Genomic DNA, 17,371 nt, shown 5'->3' with positions numbered 1-17,371 from the left:
TCTTGCCTCCTTAGTTGATTTCTATTCCGTAGGAATCCTTGAGCAGCGCCGTGACGTAGCTCTTGGTTTCCCCGGTGACGGTGTAGGCGTCTTCGACGCGCTGGGCGAGCTGCTCATCGGCAACGATGGGGTAGCCGCCCAGGATTTCTTCGGCCTTGTCGTTGAAGCCAGGATCCTGCGAGAGTTCATGGGCCGATTCGCGCAGCAGCGCAACAGCTTCCGGCGGTGTGCCCTTCGGTGCCCACAGGCCCTTCTGGTAGGTGTAGGTCAAGCCCAGCAGGGTCTTGTAGGCCTGGAGCTTCGGGCCTTCGGGGGCATGCCCGTGCAGCTGCTCGTAGACCTCGACTACGGTCGGCGCGTGGGGGAAATTGGGATCCCGCACGACCGAGCCATTCTCGTCGAGCTGCCCGAAGGACATCAGCACTGTGGCGGTGCCTTCCTCGGCGATGGGTTCCACCGCCGAGTGGTAGGAGGATGTCGTGGTGTAGTCGATATCCACTTCGCCCCGCTGCAGGGCCAGGTTCACCGGTCCGCGTCCCTCGAAGCCGAAGGTGGCGGAGACGTCCGCTTCGAGCAGGTCGAAGGCGACCAGCGTGGTCAGGTCCAGGCCGGTGGCCGTGATGCCGCCGAAAACCAGCGGCTTCTTGCGGTCCACCAGGTCCTTGACCCCGTCCACGCCGGCCGCGGTGCGGGCGTAGATCACCCCGCCGGTGCCGTTGACCAGTACCGGTTCCAGCTTGTCGAAGGAATAGCGCACCACATCGCGCTCCAGCACCCAGGGGACCACGGTGGTGGCGGTGCTGACCAGCAGCTCGGTGCCGTTGCCGGCCGCCGAAGTGGCGAAGCGGTTGCTTCCGGTGATGCCCTCGCCGCCGGCCTCGTTCACCGGTGCGAATCCCGGATCGCCGGGGATGCTGTGGGCGAATTCCTGGCCCACGAAGCGGGCCCAGGTATCGGTGCCGCCGCCCTCGGCCAGCGGGATGACCAGTTCCAGGGTCTCGCCGGCGTAATCGCCGTCGGCGGTGGTGGCCGGGGGATTGAGCAGCCCGCCGCCGAGCAGGGTGGCCCCGAGCCCCAGCGCGGCGAAAACCGCCACCGAGGCGAAGACCGTGCGGCGCTTGTGCGGCGGCGGGTCATCGAGCAGCTGCGCGGCTGCCGGGGCGAGTAGGGCTCCATCGGCCAGCGCGGCCGTGACCTGGACTCCGGGCAGGGCGACCGGGTCGAAGCTCAACTGCGCCTCGGCCAGTTCCCGGGCGGTGCGCGTGGTGCCGACCGCGGTCCTGCCTTCGATCTGGCGCTGCCAGGTCTGGATCTGCCCCGCGGGAGTCTGCATGCGCAGCACCTCGCCGGGGGCCGTGGGCAGCAGGTTGGCGATGGTGGTGCCCGGCTGGCGCGCGGCCATGGTCAGCCCGACGCTGCCGGTGATGGCCAGAGCCGGATGCGGTGCACCCATGGAGAGCATCATGACCCTGAAGTCGTCCTCGCCGCCAGCGTCCGCGGCCTGCACGATGGCCAGCTTGGGGATGGCCCGCTGCGCGGCCTCGGCGCTGCTGGACAGGCCCATCGCCACGGCGCCAGCTCGGCGGATCCGATCCAGCCGATCGGACTCGGCCAGCGCCTGGGCGGGCCAATCGGAGAAGTCTGCGGCATCCAGGCCAGCCTGGGCAGCGGTGATGATGACCATCGGCGCGCCGGCATCGATCAGCGTGGCTGAGGCCTCGAAGCCGGGGTGCGAACCGCTGCCGGCGACCTGCAGCGTGCTTAGCCGGTCGCCGGCCGGGAAGAGCTGGCCGGTGGTGCCGCCGGCCGGATCGAGGAAGCCGATCTCCACGGCCTGCCCGGGGAAGGGCACCCCGGGAATGAACGCGGCGGACTGCGTTCCGTCCAGGTTCATGCGCTCGATGAGCAGCTGCCCGGTGTTGGTATTGCGGATATGCACGCTGGCCAAGCCGTCTTCGGCTTCGATCCAGCCGTGCTTGAGCGCGTACGGCGCGATGACTGCCGAGCAGTTTCCGCAGTTGCTGCCCCAGTCCACCACGCCCTGCTCGATGCCTACCTGGGCAAAGGTGTAGTCGATATCCACGCCCGGTTGATCGCTGGGGCTGAGGATGACGGCCTTGCTCGTCGTCGAGCTGCCGCCGCCCACGCCGTCTATTTGGCGCGGGTCGGGGGAGCCGAAGAGGCGCAGCAGCACCTCGTCGACCGTGAAGCCGGGAACTTCGAGCGCACTTCGCTCGAAGACCCAGCATTTGCTGGTACCCCCGCGCATCCAGGTGGCCTTAACCGTGTGTTTCATTGGACGTACCCAATCTATCGAGAACGTAGCGCCTGCGTTAGATGTGACGCCGGGCACTATTGCCTTGTATCGATGATGGGGCAGTTGAAACTTTATTAGTAGTTACATCTAGTGCAACAAGCTGAAGCATCGCTTAATTCAGCGATTGCACTAGGGAAATGCGACAGCGAATGCGGTGGATTCGTCAAGCGGTGGGAGTGTATTTCGGCCAAGCATCCGCCAGAATCCAGCAAATGTGCGCTTGATGCAATATATTGAAGTTCTACTGCAAGGAGGAACCATGCTCGATGCCAAGAGATTGCAAATATTGCTCTCTGTTGTCGAAGGCGGTTCGGTTACGGCGGCCGCCGATGAGCTGTTCTATACCCCGTCGGGGGTTTCGCAGCAGCTGCGCAAGCTCGAAGAGGAAGTGGGGCAGCCGCTGCTGCAGCGCCATGCCCGCGGCATGGTGCCCACCGATGCCGGTCACGTGCTGGCCGGCCATGCGCGGGCCATCTTGCAGCAGATGGACGCGGCCATGGCGGATCTGGACCAGCTCGCCGGCCTGAAGAGCGGAAGCCTGAGCCTGGGCACCTTCCCCACGCTGGGCAGCTCCTTCATGCCGCTGGTCATCAGCCGCTTCCGCAAGATGTATCCCTCCATCAAGCTCGATGTGCGAAGCACCCGCTTGCAGGAGCTCATTGGCCTGCTTGCCAGGGGAGAGATCTCAATGGGCCTGCTGTGGGAATACGAGTGGATGCGGCTCAAGCGCGATGATTTCGAGCTGACTACCCTATTCACCGAACCCACGGTGCTGGTGGTCGGCACCGAGCATCCGCTGGCGCAGCGCGAGGAGGTGGACATGGCGGCCACCGCCCACGAGCAGTGGATCGTCCGTGCCAACGAGCATCCGGTCGCGGAACTGCTCGAGCGCACCTGCAATGCCGCGGGATTCTCCCCTAAGATCTCCTTCCAGGCCAATGACTACCAGGAAGCCCAGGCCATGGTCTCCGTGGGACTGGGTATCGCCCTGGCTCCGAAATCCGCGGTGATGAACCACCATCCGGGCGTCAAGATCCTCTCCCTGGGGCAGGCGGCCGCCTCGCGCAGCGTGGTCCTGGCCCAGCGGAGGGACCGGGTGCGCGCTCCGGCGGAAAATGCCTTCCAGACGCTGCTTGTGGACATGGGCAAGACCTGGATCGACTAGCTGGGGAACCGGGCATGGGGAGCCCGGAAAATCGGAGCGTTTTGGGCGGCAGAAAACCCTTGACCTGCGTTCGGGAGGTGCTCTAGGCTTCAAGATAACCTGATATACCAGTCGGATACTAAGGGATTTCCGGCGGCCTGGACCGTGGTCCTGCGCGCCGGAAATCCCGCCGAACGGTGCAGGGATCAACTTCCATGCGTCCCGAACGAGGGGAAACCCCATTGATCTCCAATGAAACTGTCAGCAGCTACCTTGAGCGGCTTGCCTCGGGCGCCCCGACGCCAGGAGGGGGCGCGGCCGCGGGCCTGCACGCGGCGCAGGCCGCGGCATTGGTGTCCATGGTTGCCGAATTCACTTCCGGACCGCGGTACGCGGACGTCCAGGAGCAGGCCCAGCAGATTTCCGAGCATGCCCGGCTGCTGATGCGCCAGGGGCTCTTCGCCGCGGAGGAAGACGAAAGACTGTTCGGCGCCCTGGGTGCCGCGTACAAGCTGCCCAAGGAAAGCAGCGAGCAGAAGTCGGAGCGCAGCGCGGCCATCCAAAACGCCACCATCGCCGCCGCCACACCGCTGGTCTCTACCGTCGAGGCCTCCATTGGGGTCCTCAAGCTGGGCCAGCGCCTGCTGCCCATTGGCAACCGATCGGTCCTCAGCGACGTGGCCGCCGCGGCCGAAGCTGCCCGGGCGGCCTTGGCTACCGCGCTGGCCACCCTGGAAATGAACATCAGCTCAATCAAGGACATCGCCCAGCGCGACCGGCTGGTCCAGGCGGCCAGCCAGGCCAACGAGGCGATCGCCCACGCCGAAGAGCTCAGCGCGCAGGCCCGCACGGTGGTGGCAGCATGACGGCACGCAATCTAGCCGGGCAGCCGGTAGCTGAAGCGATCCGCGCCCGCACCGCAGAACTGGTGGTGCGCATGGCCAGTGAGGGCACCAGTGTCCGGATCGCGGTCGTGCTGGCCACCGACAACGAGGCCACCGCCTGGTATGTGCGCTCGATCGAACGGGCCGCGGCACAGCTCGGAGTGGACTGCCAGGTCGTGGACCTGACCGGGTCCGGCCAGGAGCAGCTGTCCGAAGCGATCACCGCTTTGAACGAGGACAGCTCGGTGCACGGAATCATCTTGCAGACCCCGTTGCCGCCAGGGGTGGATGCCGCGGCGCTGGTGGCGCTGATCGACCCGGCCAAGGACATTGACGGGGCCAATCCGCTGAGCCTGGGACGGCTCAGTGTCGGCCAGCCGGCCTTTGCCCCGGCTACCGCACGCTCGGTCATCGAGATCCTGGAGCACTACCGGATCCCGCTGTCCGGGCAGCATGTCGCGGTGGTCGGGCGCTCTGCGGTGGTGGGCAAGCCGCTGGCCCAGCTGCTGCTGCAGCGCGATGCCACGGTGAGCATCTGCCATTCGAGGACCGCCGATCTGGCCCATTTCACGAAGTCCGCCGCGGTGGTTGTCATGGCCGTGGGCAAGGCGAACCTGCTCACCGGCAATGACGCGGAAGAAAGCACTGTGGTGATCGATGTCGGAACCAACGTCAACGCCGAAGGAAAGCTGGTGGGGGACGTCCATGCGGCATCGGTGCGCCCGCTGGTAAGGGCCCTGAGTCCGGTTCCCGGCGGCGTGGGCACGGTGACGACGGCGTTGCTGGTCCTGCATGCCGCGCAGGCCGCGGCGGCAAGCCAGCAGGCGGCGCCGGCGAAGGGAGCGCACATGGCCGGACGCCGGTAGCTGGCTGGCCGGTGTTCCGGGTGCCGCTGCGGGCAAGCCAGCAGGCAGTGGAACCCTCAATGCCGGAACCGCAATTGCCATGGCGAAGCGAACCACGGGCACGGTGCACGCCGGCGGGGACATGAACTGGGATCTGCCGCCGGCCAGGTGCACCACGTGCACCACGTGCACCACGTGCCGCCGCCGCATCATCGATTGGGAGGTTGGTGATGCGGCGGCTTTCCCATGGGTGCTGTTCCGCGGCGGGCAGGGAAGGTTCTCTGGCAGGGATTCAGCGCGAGGAGGCGCAGTTGATCCCAGCGCGCATTGGCTTCGATTCCATTCCCGGATCCCTTCGCCCAGTTACCGGCAGCCGCGCCGGATCATCGGAGCGCAGCTGCCTAGGCGGTGGTTTCCAGCGGCCGCTGGGTCCGTGGGAAGGCAGCGCCCCAGGAGTCATTCGCATTCTTCATGCCGGGGCACGACGGGATGATGTGCGCTACGGCGGTGTGGTTCCAGAACCTGACGCGCAATTCGACGATCAGCGTCGAGGCAAGCTGCTCGAACAAGTCCCCCATGGTGCGGCCTGCCGGAGAGACCCGGACCTTCTTGAGTGCAGGCTGCGGGGTGGTGATATGCAGTATCCGCAGTTCCGAGGTCAGCGGGTCGAGCATTGCCACCAGGGCCGCACGTCCATGGATCGAGACCATTCCCATGGCGTCATCTGCTGATTCTGTGGCCCGAGTCATCACGATGGGCATTCCGGGAACCCATCCGTACTGCGACAGATGCGTTTTGCCCTCACGCGTCGCGAGGAAATCCGCGACCCTGAGCGCGGTTTGGGTTCTAGCGATGCGACCTGCCATTTCAGTTACTTCCTTTTCTTGCGCTGGATAAGAAAACAAGCAAGCTCGAAGGAATCGCCACCCGAGAGCGGATTTCTTCACTCGTCGAGGGGCTAAATCAACGTCAGGTCCGCGTGGGCACCCCGGGGATCCTTCGAGGTGGCAGGGATGGGCTCGGTCAATGGCTGGTCCAGCCAATCCATGGTGGGCGAGCAGCCCTTCAACCCAACGGTTGCGGGAGCATGGATTTCCCTGCCGGCAACGGCGAATTGGAGGTTTCGCACCTCGAACTGGATGCCGAGCGAGCTTTCCATTTGCGGAAGCAACGTGTCGTTCACGTAGAGCATGATCATCGGGACATGCTCTTCGCCCGTGGCGGTGCAGGCCAGATTCACGATGAGCTCATTCGGGGATCCGGAAATGCTGCAGTAGGCGGAGCGGACTGCATCCTTCTCTTGGCACAGCCGGGTTGCCAGCGCGGCGACCTGGCTGATCCGGGCGTCCCAGGCCGAGCTGTGAACCCGACTTGCCTCTGCGGGAACTGCCAAGGAATCACTCATCATCTGCTCCGCTGTGTTGAGTTGCTTCATCGCCTAATTTATTTAGACAGGCTAACTATTAGATAGGCTACATGTATTCTCTCCAAGTGGGCAAGCTGGTTTTTCCCGGACGCGGCTAGAAGGCCAGTGAGTCCAGAGAGTGCTACGGCCGCATCGGGCGACAAGGTTGCCAGGGGCATGGATCAGCCAGCCGGCTGCCGGTGCAGATGGAAAAGGGCCGGGCACCGCTCGCATGAGCGGTGCCCGGCTCCGGGTCACTTGTGTCTGGCCGCTAGCTGGCCGAAGTGGCCAGCGAAACTCCGCGCAACCGGTCCATCTGCGGATCGTACAGCGGGTCATCGACCACGGTGGCGGCAATCTGCTTGCCGAAGTACTCGATCGCCACCGGATCTCCGGTTTCCACCGAGATCGGCAGCCACGCGTAGGCGATCGGCTTGCGGACCGTGTATCCGTAGGCGGCGCTGGTGACGTAGCCGGAAGGCTTGCCATCCACGTAGACCGGTTCCTTGCCCAGGACCATGGACACGCCATCATCCACGGTCAGGCAGCGCAGGCGCTTGGTGGCCGCCGCGGCACGTTCGGCCAGTGCCGACTTGCCCACGAAGTCCGCGGTCTTGGCGGCTTTCACCGCGAAGCCCAGGCCGGCCTGTTCCGGTTCGTGCTCGCTGGTCATATCGGTGCCGAAGGAGCGGAAGCCCTTCTCCAGTCGCATGGAGTTGAACGCCTCGCGCCCGCCGGCAATGATGCCGTGTTCCTGCCCGGCTTCGAAGATCGCATCCCAGAGCTTGGCGCTGACATCCGCCGAGGCGTAGAGCTCCCAGCCGAATTCGCCCACGTAGGACAGGCGCATCGCGGTGACCGGGATGCCGGCGATGGAGATCTGCTTGGTGCGGAAGTACTTTAGCCCCTCGTTGCCCATATCGTCGTCGCTGATCTTGGCCATGACCTGCGGGGCCAGCGGGCCCCACAGGCCGATGCAGGAAGTCCCGGCGGTGATATCGCGTACTGCCACCCACTGGCCCGGGTTGGCCGCATTGAACTTGCGCGCTTCGCGGTCCAGGTAGGCGACATCCACATTGGAGTTGATGCCGGCCTGGTAGACCTGCTCGGAGAGCCGGGCCACAGTGATGTCGCTGGTGATGCCGCCGGCATGGTCCAGCAGCAGGGTGTAGCTGACCATGCCCGGGGCACGCAGCATATTCGCCGTGGTCAAGCACTGGAGCATCGGCCCGGCGCCGGGGCCGGTGACTTCCACGCGCTTGAGCGGGGTCATGTCGAACATGGCCACCGCGGTGCGGGTCTTCCAGGCTTCCACCGCGGCAATCGGCGAGTGGAACTTGCTTGACCAGCTGTCGCGCTCCGGGGCCGCCCACTCCGCCGGCAATTCATCGAGCAGCGCCGCGTTGGCCTCGTACCAGTGCGGGCGCTCCCAGCCGGTGCCCTCCAGGAAGAAGGCGCCCAGCTTCTGCTGGCGGGAGTAGAACGGGCTGGTGCGCACGGCGCGGGGCTTGGTGCGCGGTTCCAGCGGGTGGCGGACATCGTAGATTTCCACGAAGTTCTGCTGCGAGGTCTCGCTGACGTACTCCTTGGTGGTTTGCACGTCCTCGAAGCGGTTCAGGTCGCAGTCGCTCAGGTCCGTCGTGGAGGTGCCGGTGGTGATCAGCTCGGCCACGGCCTTGGCGATGCCCGGCGCGTGGGTGACCCACACGGCCTCGGCCGCGTAGAAGCCGTCCACTTCCCTGGACTGGCCTACCAGCGAGCCGCCGTCCGGGGTGAAGGAGAAGATGCCGTTGAAGCCGCGCTGGATCCGGGTGTTGCGCAGATCCGGCAGCAGCTCCTGGCTGGCTTCCCATTCGGCGGCGAAGTCCTGCGGGGTGAAGTCCAGCGAGGAAGGCATCCGCTCGTGGGTGATCTCTTCCGGGCGGTAGGCCTGCAAGGTGTCCAGATCCACCGGCATCGGACGGTGGGCGTAGGAGCCGATGCCGATGCGATCTCCCCACTCGCGGTAGTAGAGGTCGCGGTCCTGGTAGCGCAGGATCGGGCGGCTGGCACCGGCCGGCAGCTCGTTCACTCCGGCCAGCGACGGGGCCGGGGTGCTCCAGGCGAACTGGTGGCCCAGCGGCAGCAGCGGGATCGAGGTGCCCACCATCTTGCCGATATTCGGTCCCCAGAAGCCTGCGCAGGAGACCACGATGTCCGCCGCGAAGCGCTCTTCGCCGCAGATGACCGCGGCGACCTTGCCGCCGGAGACCTCGATATCGGTGACGATGGTGCGGTCGCGGAACTCGACTCCCGCGGCCTTGGCGCGTTCCATGACCAGTGCGGTGCCCTTGGCGGCCAGGGCCAGCCCGTCGCCCGGGGTGAACAGGCCGCCCAGGACCTTCTCCGGGTTGAGCATCGGGAACTTCGCCAGGCAGGCGGCGGCGTCGATGACTTCGGCGTCGACCCCGTAGGAGCGGTTCCAGCCTGCGCGGCGATGCAGGTCGGCCAGGCGCTCATCGGTGGTGGCGATTTCCAGCCCGCCCACAGGAAGGAAGGAGCCGCGCCCGTCGGCGCCCACCAGCCCGGTGAGCTTCTCGATGGTGTACTGCGCGAATTCGGTCATGGACTTGGACGGGTTGGACGAGAAGACCAGGCCCGGGGCGTGCGAGGTGGAACCGCCGGGAAGATCCAGCGGGCCCTGCTCGATGACCAGGGTATTGGTATGGCCCAGCGCGGCCAGTTCGTCTGCGAGGTTGGCACCGACGATGCCGGCGCCGATGATGAGGATCCGAGGGGAAAGACGGGACATGGGGACTCCTTGAAAGCTGATGGTGTGGTGGTGGCCGGCGCGGCTAGGCGTCGATGACCAGATCCGATTGGGCGGTGGAGCAGCAGGGCAGGAATTTCCCGGCCGCGATTTCACGGGCGCGGATGCCGCCCTGGTGGTTCATCGCCACCTCGCCTTCGAGCTTGACGACCTTGCACGAGCCGCACATGCCCTCCTGGCAGTTGGCGCCGATGCGCACCCCGGCCCGCTGGGCGACACCCAGGATGTGCTCCTGGGAACTGATCCGGACATTCACCGCGGTGCGCAGGAAGGTCATGGTCAGCTCGCCTTCGCCCACGGTGGGGAAGGAAGCGGTATCCGGCGGGTCCTGCGCGGGAACCAGCGGCGCGGCCGGCGGCAGCGGGGCATTGGAATCGACCGCCACCAGCTTCTGGCCGCTGGCCTCGATGGTGCCGCTCTGGTCGTACTCGGGTTCGTACATCCCCAGCTCCGGCGGCTGGCTCTCGTAGAACTCTTCCACGGATTCGGCCACCTCCTCGGCGATGGACCCGGCCAGGGCGATTTCCTCCTGGTATTCGAGCAGCGTCTTGCGGTCCCCGGAGAAGAACTCCATGAACACCGAGGTGTCATCCACCCCGGCCTCGCGCAGCAGCTGGGTGGCCGAATTCAGGTAGCCTTCCGGTCCGCAGGCGAACACCTTGCGGCCATTGGCATCCGGGGCCACCGCGTCGATCATCGCCGTGGTCAGCCGCCCGGCAAAGCCCTTCCAGCTCCTGGGCTTGGCCCGGTCGCCCAGCGAGTAGAAGACCTTGATCCGCGAATCGACCTGGGCGATGTATTCCAGCTCGGGCCAGAAGGCGAAGTCCCCGGGCACGGTGCCGTGGCAGAGCACCACCACATCGGCCTGGCCGGGCAGCGAGTGGATGGTGCGCACCATCGACATGATCGGGGTGATCCCGGCTCCGGCCGCAAGGAACAGGTAGCGGGCGCGCCGGTCGGAATCGCCCAGGTGGAAGGCGCCCACCGGGCCGAGCATCTCCAGCACCATGCCGGGGCGCAGGTTCTCATGCGCCCAGGAGGAGACCAGGCCCTTGGGGTCGCGCTTGATGCTGACATTGAAGGTCCAGGGCACGGTGGGCGCGCTGGAAATCGAGTAGCTGCGGTCCACCGGGTCCTGGTCTTCGCCATGCACCGGGAAGGCGATGTTCAGGTACTGCCCGGCGCGGAAGGCCAGCGGGGCGCCGTCGGCGCGGCGGAAGACGAAGGTCATCAGCCCGCCGGCTTCCTCGATGGTCTGCACGCATTCGGCCAGGAACTCCTGGGGGTGCCAGGGTCCCAGCGCGCGGGCCGCGCTCGCCGGGCCTTCCTGGGAGCTCAGGACCCGGTTCCACGGCATTTCCAGCCCGCGGATGCGCTGGGCCGCTACGCTCGATGCCAGCTGGGCGCCTGCGCTCATGCCAGGTGCTCCAGCACGCGCTGGGTGTACCAGTTGATGAACGCCTCGACTTGGTATTCGCTCTTCATGTACGGGCCGGGCTGGTAGGCGGGGCTGGCTGCGCCCTTCTGGCACAGCTCGACGAAGGCCTTGTCCTGCAGGTTGGTCTGCTTCCAGGTGTGGGTGAGCTTCTCCAGGTCGTAGTCGTCTCCTTCGACCGCGTCATCGGCCACCAGCCAGGTGGTGCGCACCAGGGTCTGGTGCTCGTTGATCGGGAAGGCCGCGAAGGTGATCACGTGGTCGGACTGGAAGTGGAACCAGCTGTTGGGCTGCAGGTGCATGGAGCAGCGGCCCAGCCGGAAGTCGCGCAGCTCGCCGAGCAGCTTCTTGGACAGGCGGTGCCCGTCGGCGGAGAAGGATTCCCCGTCGCCGTCCAGGGATTCGCGGGAGATGCGGATGCCGGCGATGCGGGTGTCCAGCTGCTCCACGACCTCGTAGGGCAATCCGTAGCGGCGGCAGCGTTCCTCCAGGGCCGCCTGGGCTTGCTGGTTGCGTTCCCATACCTCTTCCAGGTGCGGCGGAACGGTGTCGTCGCTCAGCCCCCAGGTGGGGAACAGCGAGCAGGCCAGCTCGGGGTGCCCGTCGCAGTGGTAGCACTCGCGGTTATTCTCCATCACCAGCTTCCAGTTGCCCTCCTCGATGATGTCCTGCTGGTAGGCGACCTTGGCGCGGGCGATATCGTGCGGTGCCAGGTAGGGCTCGAAGATGCCGGCGACCTCGTCGAAGTCCGCCGGAGGGTCCTGGGCCAGGGAAACGAAGACCAGCCCGGCGTGGACCCGGCCGTGGGCGCGCTTGAGCGCGAAGCAGCTCTTGTCGAACTTGCCTTCGCCCGGGGCGGAGGCGTGGATCAGGTCCCCTTCGGGGGAGTAGGTCCACGAGTGGTAGCCGCAGACCAGGTTTCCGGTGCTGCCCGAGGCTTCGGTGAGCACGCGGGCGCCGCGGTGCCGGCAGACGTTGTGCAGCACGTTGACCCCGCCCTCCTCGGTGCGCAGCACGATCAGCGAATGCGGCCCGTAGTCCACGGTGACGTAGTCCCCGGGCTCGGGGATCTCGGCAATGCTCGCGGCGAACAGCCAGTGGGTCCCGAAGATGGCCTGCATTTCGACATCGAATACTGAGGGGTCGGTGTACAGCGGGGCTTCGAGCGAGTAGCCCTTGCGCCGGTTGCGGAAGAGTTCGGTGATCTCGGCGAGCTGTTCTTGGTTCACCGACGTAGCGAGCTTCCCACGCGTAGTGCGCGGTGCGCTTACCGAAGCGGTCATCTGTTACTCCTTGGAACACGACGCGGCTGGCGTCCTCTGGCTGTGGTTGCGCGGGCCGATGTGAGGCCGGTCACCGCATGAATCGAGACTAGGAAGAAATAGTCGGCAAGAAAAGCGCAAGAAATTGAACGGAACCGTGCACAATTGGTGCATGATTGATCCACGCTTCGCCACCCTGCGGGTCTTCTCCTCCACGGGCTCGGTAGCGCGCACCGCGGAACTGACCGGCTACTCGGCCTCGGCGGTCTCCGCGCAGCTGCGCGAACTGCAGCGCACCCTGGGCATCAAGCTGATCACCAAGGAGGGCCGCGGGGTGCGGCTGACCTCCGCGGGCCGGCATTTCGTTGCGGGCCTGGACGGGATTGTGACGCAATGGGAGCTGCTCGCGGCGTCCGCGCGCAACGCCTCCGGGCAGGTGCAGGGGCAGTTCGGCCTGGGCGGTTTCTCCACCGCTGCCGCGCAGCTGCTTGCCCCGCTGGCCGCGAACCTGCGAGCCACTCGGCCCGATACCGAAGTGCAGCTGATCGAAGCGCAGCCGCAGCGCTGCCTGGACTTGCTGCTCGCGGAGCGGATCGACCTGGCCGTGATCGTGGCCAGCCAGACGTCCGCGGGTTCTGCCGCCAGGGACCGGTTCGAGCAGACCGTGCTGCTCGATGACCCGCTGGATGTGGTGCTGCCAGCCACGCACCGGCTGGCGCAGCACAAGTCCGTGGCCCTGGAGGACCTGGCCGATGACCCGTGGATCTCCGAATCCGGGCAGTCGGTCTACCGGGCGCTGTTCGTTGCCGCCTTCACTTCGCTGGGGGTCACCCCGCATATCGCCCACGAGGCGGTGGAGTGGGAAACCATGATCGCGTTCATCGGGGCGGGCCTGGGTGTGGGGCTGCTGCCCCGGCTGGCCACCCTGGGCGATGCGCAGAACGTGGTGCGCCGCCGGATTTCCGGGGCGGCCAAGCCCTCGCGGCGCATTGTGGCGGTGACCCGCAAGGGCAGCCGCGGCTCGCCGCTGATCGAGGAATCCCTGGGTATCCTGCAGCGCACCGCCAAGGACATCATTTCCCTGCGCTCGGCCGAGGAACTGGACGGGTAGCCGACCACTGGCGGGCTGCCGGACCCGGCGGATTTCTCGCCGGACTATTGACATGGATCACATTCAGTAGCCAGACTTGGGCACATCCGATTTGGTATCCAACTGATATTTCAAGGAAGTGGTCCGCTATGGGCAACTTGGCAGTAAGCTACGCCGGGGCAGGCAAGGTCGAGCTGATCGACACCCCGTACCCCGAATTCGAATTGAAGGACGGGCCCGGGGTCCACCCGGCAAACGTCGGGCGGCAGGTGCACCACGGGGTCATCCTGCGCACCATCGCCACCAACATCTGCGGTTCGGACCAGCATATGGTCCGCGGCCGCACCACCGCCCCCGTCGGGTTGGTGCTGGGCCACGAAATCACCGGCGAAGTGGTGGAAGTGGGCCGCGATGTGGAATTCCTCAAGGTCGGCGACGTCGTCTCGGTGCCCTTCAACATCTCCTGCGGCCGCTGCCGCAACTGCAAGATCGGGCAAACCGGCATCTGCCTGAACGTCAATCCAGACCGCCCGGGCTCCGCCTACGGCTACGTGGACATGGGCGGCTGGGTGGGCGGCCAGGCCGAATACGTGCTGGTGCCCTACGCGGACTGGAACGCCCTGAAATTCCCCGACCGCGACCAGGCCATGGAGAAGATCCTGGACCTGGCCATGCTCTCGGACATCTTCCCGACCGGCTACCACGGAGCCATCGGCGCCGGGGTCACCGTCGGCTCCACCGTGTACGTGGCCGGCGCCGGCCCGGTGGGCCTGGCCGCGGCCACCTCCGCGCAGCTGCTGGGTGCGGCCACCGTGATTGTCGGGGACCTGAACGCCGACCGGCTGGCCCAGGCGCGCAGCTTCGGCTGCGAAACCGTGGACGTCTCGCAGGGCGACCCGGCCGAGCAGATCGCCCAGATCCTGGGCGTGCCCGAGGTCGACTGCGGCATCGACGCGGTGGGCTTCGAGGCGCGCGGGCACGGGCACGACGCTGGCAAGGAGCAGCCTGCCACGGTGCTCAATTCGCTGATGGAAATCACCCGTGCCGGCGGCAGCCTGGGCATCCCGGGGCTCTATGTCACCGGGGACCCGGGCGCCGAGGACGAAGCGGCCAAGGTCGGTTCGCTGTCCATGCGCTTCGGCCTGGGCTTCGCCAAGTCCCACACCTTCGTCACGGGCCAGTGCCCGGTGATGAAGTACCACCGCGGGCTGATGCAGGCGATCCTCTCGGACAAGGTCTCGATTGCCAAGAACGTCAACGCCACGGCCATTGGCTTGGACCGGGCCCCGCAGGGCTACGCGGCCTTCGACGAAGGCGCCGCGCAGAAGTTCGTGCTCGACCCGCACGGGCTGATCAGCGCCTGATCCGCGCTTGACGCGCAATTAACCGCTGCCCGCCGTGCGGGCCGGGAACAATTCCCGGCCCGCACGGCGCACTTCCGGCCGGCTATTGAGCCCGGCCGATTCGCCGGCCCCGGCCACCACTCACGAGCAACCCCGGGGACCCCGGCTGATTCGGCGCGCCCGCATTCCCCTGCCGGCCCGCCGCCTATTGCCTTTATTGAAGGAAACCGAAATGAAACGCACTGAGCAACCCGTGAACGACCTGGTCAGCGAGCTGCACTCGGCTCGCCGGCGCCGGCCCAGAAGATACCTGTCCTCCGGCACCGACTACTGGGTCTTCGGCATTGCCGGACTCCTCGCCCTGGCGTTCATCGCTTGGGGCTTCACCTCGCCCGAAGGGCTGGGCTCCACGGCCGGGAAGGCCCTGGACTGGGTCATCACGAACACCGGCTGGGTCTTCGTGATCGCCGCGACCGTTTTCACCCTGTTCGTGCTGGTGGTCGCGGCCAAGAGCTTCGGGCGCATCCCGCTGGGCAAGGACGGGGAGAAGCCGCAGTTCAGCACGGTTTCCTGGATCTCGATGATGTTCGCCACCGGCATGGGCATCGGCCTGGTCTTCTACGGGGTGGGCGAGCCGCTGTACTTCTACATGTCCCCGCCGCCGGAAACCGTGGGCGGGCAGACCTCGGCCGCGGTGGGCACGGCCATGGGCACCACCATGTTCCACTGGACGCTGTTCCCCTGGGCCATGTATGCGATTGTCGGGCTGGGCATGGCCTACGGCAGCTTCCGGCTGGGCCGCCCGCAGCTGTTCTCCTCGATGTTCACCTCGATCTTCGGCGAAAGGGTCGTCCACGGCTGGGGCGGGAAGACGATCAACATCCTGGCCATCCTGGCCACGCTTTTCGGCTCGGCCTGCTCGCTGGGACTCGGCGCGCTGCAGATCGGCGGAGGCATCCAGTCCGCCGGGCTGCTGCCCTCGGTGGGCTCTGGCATCCTGGTGCTGATCATTGCGGTGCTCACCGCCTTGTTCGTGGCCTCAGCCGTCTCCGGGATCGAGCGCGGCATCCAATGGCTGTCCAATATCAACATGGTGCTGGCGGTGATCCTGGCGCTGATCGTGTTCATCGGCGGGCCGACGCTGTTCATCCTGAACGTGATCCCCAATGCGGTGGGCTCCTTCATCGCGGACCTGCCGGAAATGGCGTCGCGGACCGCGGCTTCCGGGGACGGCGACATGGCCGCCTGGCTTTCCTCCTGGACCATCTTCTACTGGGCCTGGTGGGTTTCCTGGACCCCGTTCGTGGGCCTGTTCATCGCGCGGATCTCGCGCGGGCGCAGCATCCGCCAGTTCGTCACCGGGGTGCTGCTGGTTCCTTCCACCGTCACGCTGTTCTGGTTCGCCATCTTCGGCGGCGGCGCCATCGGCCTGCAGGAACGGGCCGAACGCAACGGGGACATGGGCCAGGCACTGGCCCAGATGGTGGACGGGGCCCCGGACATCGACTTCAACTCGGTGCTCTTCGAGCTGCTGGGCGCACTGCCGTTCCCCGAATGGTTCTCCATCGCGCTGATGGCCCTGGCCGTGGTGCTGATTGCCATCTTCTTCGTCACCGGGGCGGACTCCGCCTCGATCGTGATGGGCGCGCTGAGCGAACGCGGCGCGCAGGAGCCCTCGAAGAAGTCGGTGGTCTTCTGGGGCGTCTCGGTGGGAGCGGTAGCCGCGGTCATGCTGCTGGCCGGTGGGGACCATCCGGCGGCCGCCCTGAACGGGCTGAAGAACATCACTATCGTCTCGGCGCTGCCCTTCGTGCTGGTGATGCTGCTGCTGTGCGTGGCGCTGTGGAAGGACCTGTGCCGTGATCCGCTGGTGCTGCGCGGCAAGGTGGCGATGGAGGTGCTGGAACAGGCGGTGGATGACGGAATCGACCGCCACGAAGGCGAGCAGTTCAGCCTGATGACCAGGGAGAACTCCATTGTTGCCGCGTCGGGCCTGCCAGCTGGAGACCGGCCGGGGCCGGTGGCCCAGGAACTGGAAGCCCCGGCGCGCGAACCGCAGCCGCGGCCCGAAACGGATCTGGAACCCGAGGGCGCCGGCCGCTAGCGGCCGCTTCGCGTCCCCGGCATCCAGCTAGGGGGCGCGGCGCAGGGCCTGCTCGAAGTGGGCCACATGCTCGGAGACCAGCCGCGCGGCCAGCTGCGCGTCGCCGTCGAGGATGGCGCGCAGCAGGGCCGAATGCTCGGAAATATGCTCTGCGATCGGAGGCATCTGGTCGATGACCAGGCACCAGATCCGGGTCACCAGATTATCCAGGCGCACCAGGGTTTCCTCCAGGTACTTGTTGGCCGCCGCTTTGTAGATGAGCCGGTGGATGCGCACATCCAGCAGCAGCAGCGAACGCTGGTCCAGGGCGGGATCCAGGGCATCGATCTGCTGCAGGTAGCCGGCCAGCTGCTCGCGGATCTGCGGGTCCTTGTTCGCGGCCGCGTTGCGCGCGGCCAGCGGCTCGAGCACCTGGCGCATTTCGGAGATGTAGTTCAGCTCATGGAAATCCACGGCCGTGGCAAAGGTGCCGCGGCGCGGATAGGACACCACCAAGTGGTCGGTTTCCAGCCGCTTGAGAGCCTCGCGCATCGGGGTGCGCCCAATGCCCAGTTCTTCGGCCAGCTGCGGTTCGTGGATCGGGTGCGTCGGAGCGATTTCGAGCAGCACCAGCCGGTCGCGCAATGCGTTGTAGGCTCGATCAGCCATCGAGCCTTGCTCGGTGGCGACGCTGGTCAGTTCGGTGGGCCTTGGCATATCGCTCTCTATCACTGTTCAAAAATCAATTGCCGAC

At 66.4% G+C, this 17,371-nt stretch carries 13 protein-coding genes; 6 read left to right on the top strand and 7 right to left on the bottom strand.

The window, feature by feature from the left end; all coding sequences use genetic code 11:
- Nucleotides 1-10: 10 nt before the first annotated feature.
- The gene (locus ACIOTL_RS02570) at nt 11-2,296 is read right to left on the bottom strand and encodes a PrpF domain-containing protein (RefSeq protein ID WP_400341660.1); all 2,286 of its coding nucleotides are present in this window, start codon (nt 2,294-2,296) and stop codon (nt 11-13) included.
- Between the two features lie 280 nt (nt 2,297-2,576).
- Between ACIOTL_RS02570 and ACIOTL_RS02565 the strand changes: the two genes are divergently transcribed.
- From ACIOTL_RS02565 to ACIOTL_RS02555, 3 genes are all read left to right on the top strand, one after another.
- Nucleotides 2,577-3,482 carry a LysR family transcriptional regulator gene (locus ACIOTL_RS02565; protein ID WP_400341659.1) on the top strand — a complete coding sequence of 302 codons (906 nt, stop codon included), beginning with the start codon at nt 2,577-2,579 and terminating at the stop codon, nt 3,480-3,482.
- Nucleotides 3,483-3,676: 194 nt separating this feature from the next.
- Complete coding sequence (locus tag ACIOTL_RS02560) at nt 3,677-4,327, top strand: cyclodeaminase/cyclohydrolase family protein (protein ID WP_400341657.1); 651 nt, start codon at nt 3,677-3,679, stop codon at nt 4,325-4,327.
- Nucleotides 4,324-5,211: a bifunctional 5,10-methylenetetrahydrofolate dehydrogenase/5,10-methenyltetrahydrofolate cyclohydrolase gene (locus ACIOTL_RS02555; protein WP_133833944.1), complete on the top strand. Its 888-nt coding sequence runs from the start codon at nt 4,324-4,326 to the stop codon at nt 5,209-5,211. Before ACIOTL_RS02560 ends, ACIOTL_RS02555 begins: the two co-directional genes overlap by 4 nt.
- A gap of 380 nt (nt 5,212-5,591) precedes the next feature.
- Here ACIOTL_RS02555 and ACIOTL_RS02550 read toward each other — a convergent pair whose 3' ends face one another.
- The 5 genes from ACIOTL_RS02550 to ACIOTL_RS02530 form a co-directional block, all read right to left on the bottom strand.
- Nucleotides 5,592-6,056, bottom strand: coding sequence for a hypothetical protein (locus ACIOTL_RS02550; RefSeq protein ID WP_400341655.1), 465 nt, complete (start codon nt 6,054-6,056; stop codon nt 5,592-5,594).
- Nucleotides 6,057-6,148: 92 nt separating this feature from the next.
- Complete coding sequence (locus ACIOTL_RS02545; protein ID WP_400341654.1) at nt 6,149-6,625, bottom strand: hypothetical protein; 477 nt, start codon at nt 6,623-6,625, stop codon at nt 6,149-6,151.
- 241 nt (nt 6,626-6,866) lie between these two features.
- Entirely contained in the window at nt 6,867-9,386 is a 2,520-nt protein-coding gene (locus ACIOTL_RS02540; protein ID WP_400341653.1) for an FAD-dependent oxidoreductase, read from the bottom strand.
- 43 nt (nt 9,387-9,429) lie between these two features.
- The gene (locus ACIOTL_RS02535) at nt 9,430-10,821 is read right to left on the bottom strand and encodes a flavin reductase family protein (RefSeq protein WP_400341651.1); all 1,392 of its coding nucleotides are present in this window, start codon (nt 10,819-10,821) and stop codon (nt 9,430-9,432) included.
- A complete protein-coding gene (locus ACIOTL_RS02530) occupies nt 10,818-12,122 on the bottom strand; it encodes an SRPBCC family protein (protein WP_105658918.1) in 1,305 nt (434 codons plus the stop codon). The genes ACIOTL_RS02535 and ACIOTL_RS02530 overlap by 4 nt, the downstream gene beginning before the upstream one ends.
- A gap of 151 nt (nt 12,123-12,273) precedes the next feature.
- Here ACIOTL_RS02530 and ACIOTL_RS02525 point away from each other — a divergent pair, with 151 nt between their 5' ends.
- From ACIOTL_RS02525 to ACIOTL_RS02515, 3 genes are all read left to right on the top strand, one after another.
- Nucleotides 12,274-13,212 (top strand): LysR family transcriptional regulator, encoded by a 939-nt coding sequence (locus ACIOTL_RS02525; RefSeq protein WP_400341649.1) that lies wholly within the window; start codon nt 12,274-12,276, stop codon nt 13,210-13,212.
- Nucleotides 13,213-13,340: 128 nt separating this feature from the next.
- Nucleotides 13,341-14,555, top strand: a complete 1,215-nt coding sequence (fdhA, locus tag ACIOTL_RS02520; protein WP_400341647.1) for a formaldehyde dehydrogenase, glutathione-independent — start codon at nt 13,341-13,343, stop codon at nt 14,553-14,555.
- A 211-nt stretch (nt 14,556-14,766) separates the two neighbouring features.
- On the top strand, nt 14,767-16,638 hold the full coding sequence (locus tag ACIOTL_RS02515; RefSeq protein ID WP_400341645.1) for a BCCT family transporter: 1,872 nt from the start codon (nt 14,767-14,769) through the stop codon (nt 16,636-16,638).
- Between the two features lie 27 nt (nt 16,639-16,665).
- Here ACIOTL_RS02515 and ACIOTL_RS02510 read toward each other — a convergent pair whose 3' ends face one another.
- Nucleotides 16,666-17,334 (bottom strand): GntR family transcriptional regulator, encoded by a 669-nt coding sequence (locus ACIOTL_RS02510; RefSeq protein ID WP_400341643.1) that lies wholly within the window; start codon nt 17,332-17,334, stop codon nt 16,666-16,668.
- Nucleotides 17,335-17,371: the final 37 nt, after the last annotated feature.

The organism is Glutamicibacter sp. NPDC087673 (assembly GCF_044743255.1).
Classification (GTDB): domain Bacteria; phylum Actinomycetota; class Actinomycetes; order Actinomycetales; family Micrococcaceae; genus Glutamicibacter.
This window is presented reverse-complemented; position numbering and strand designations above follow the sequence as displayed.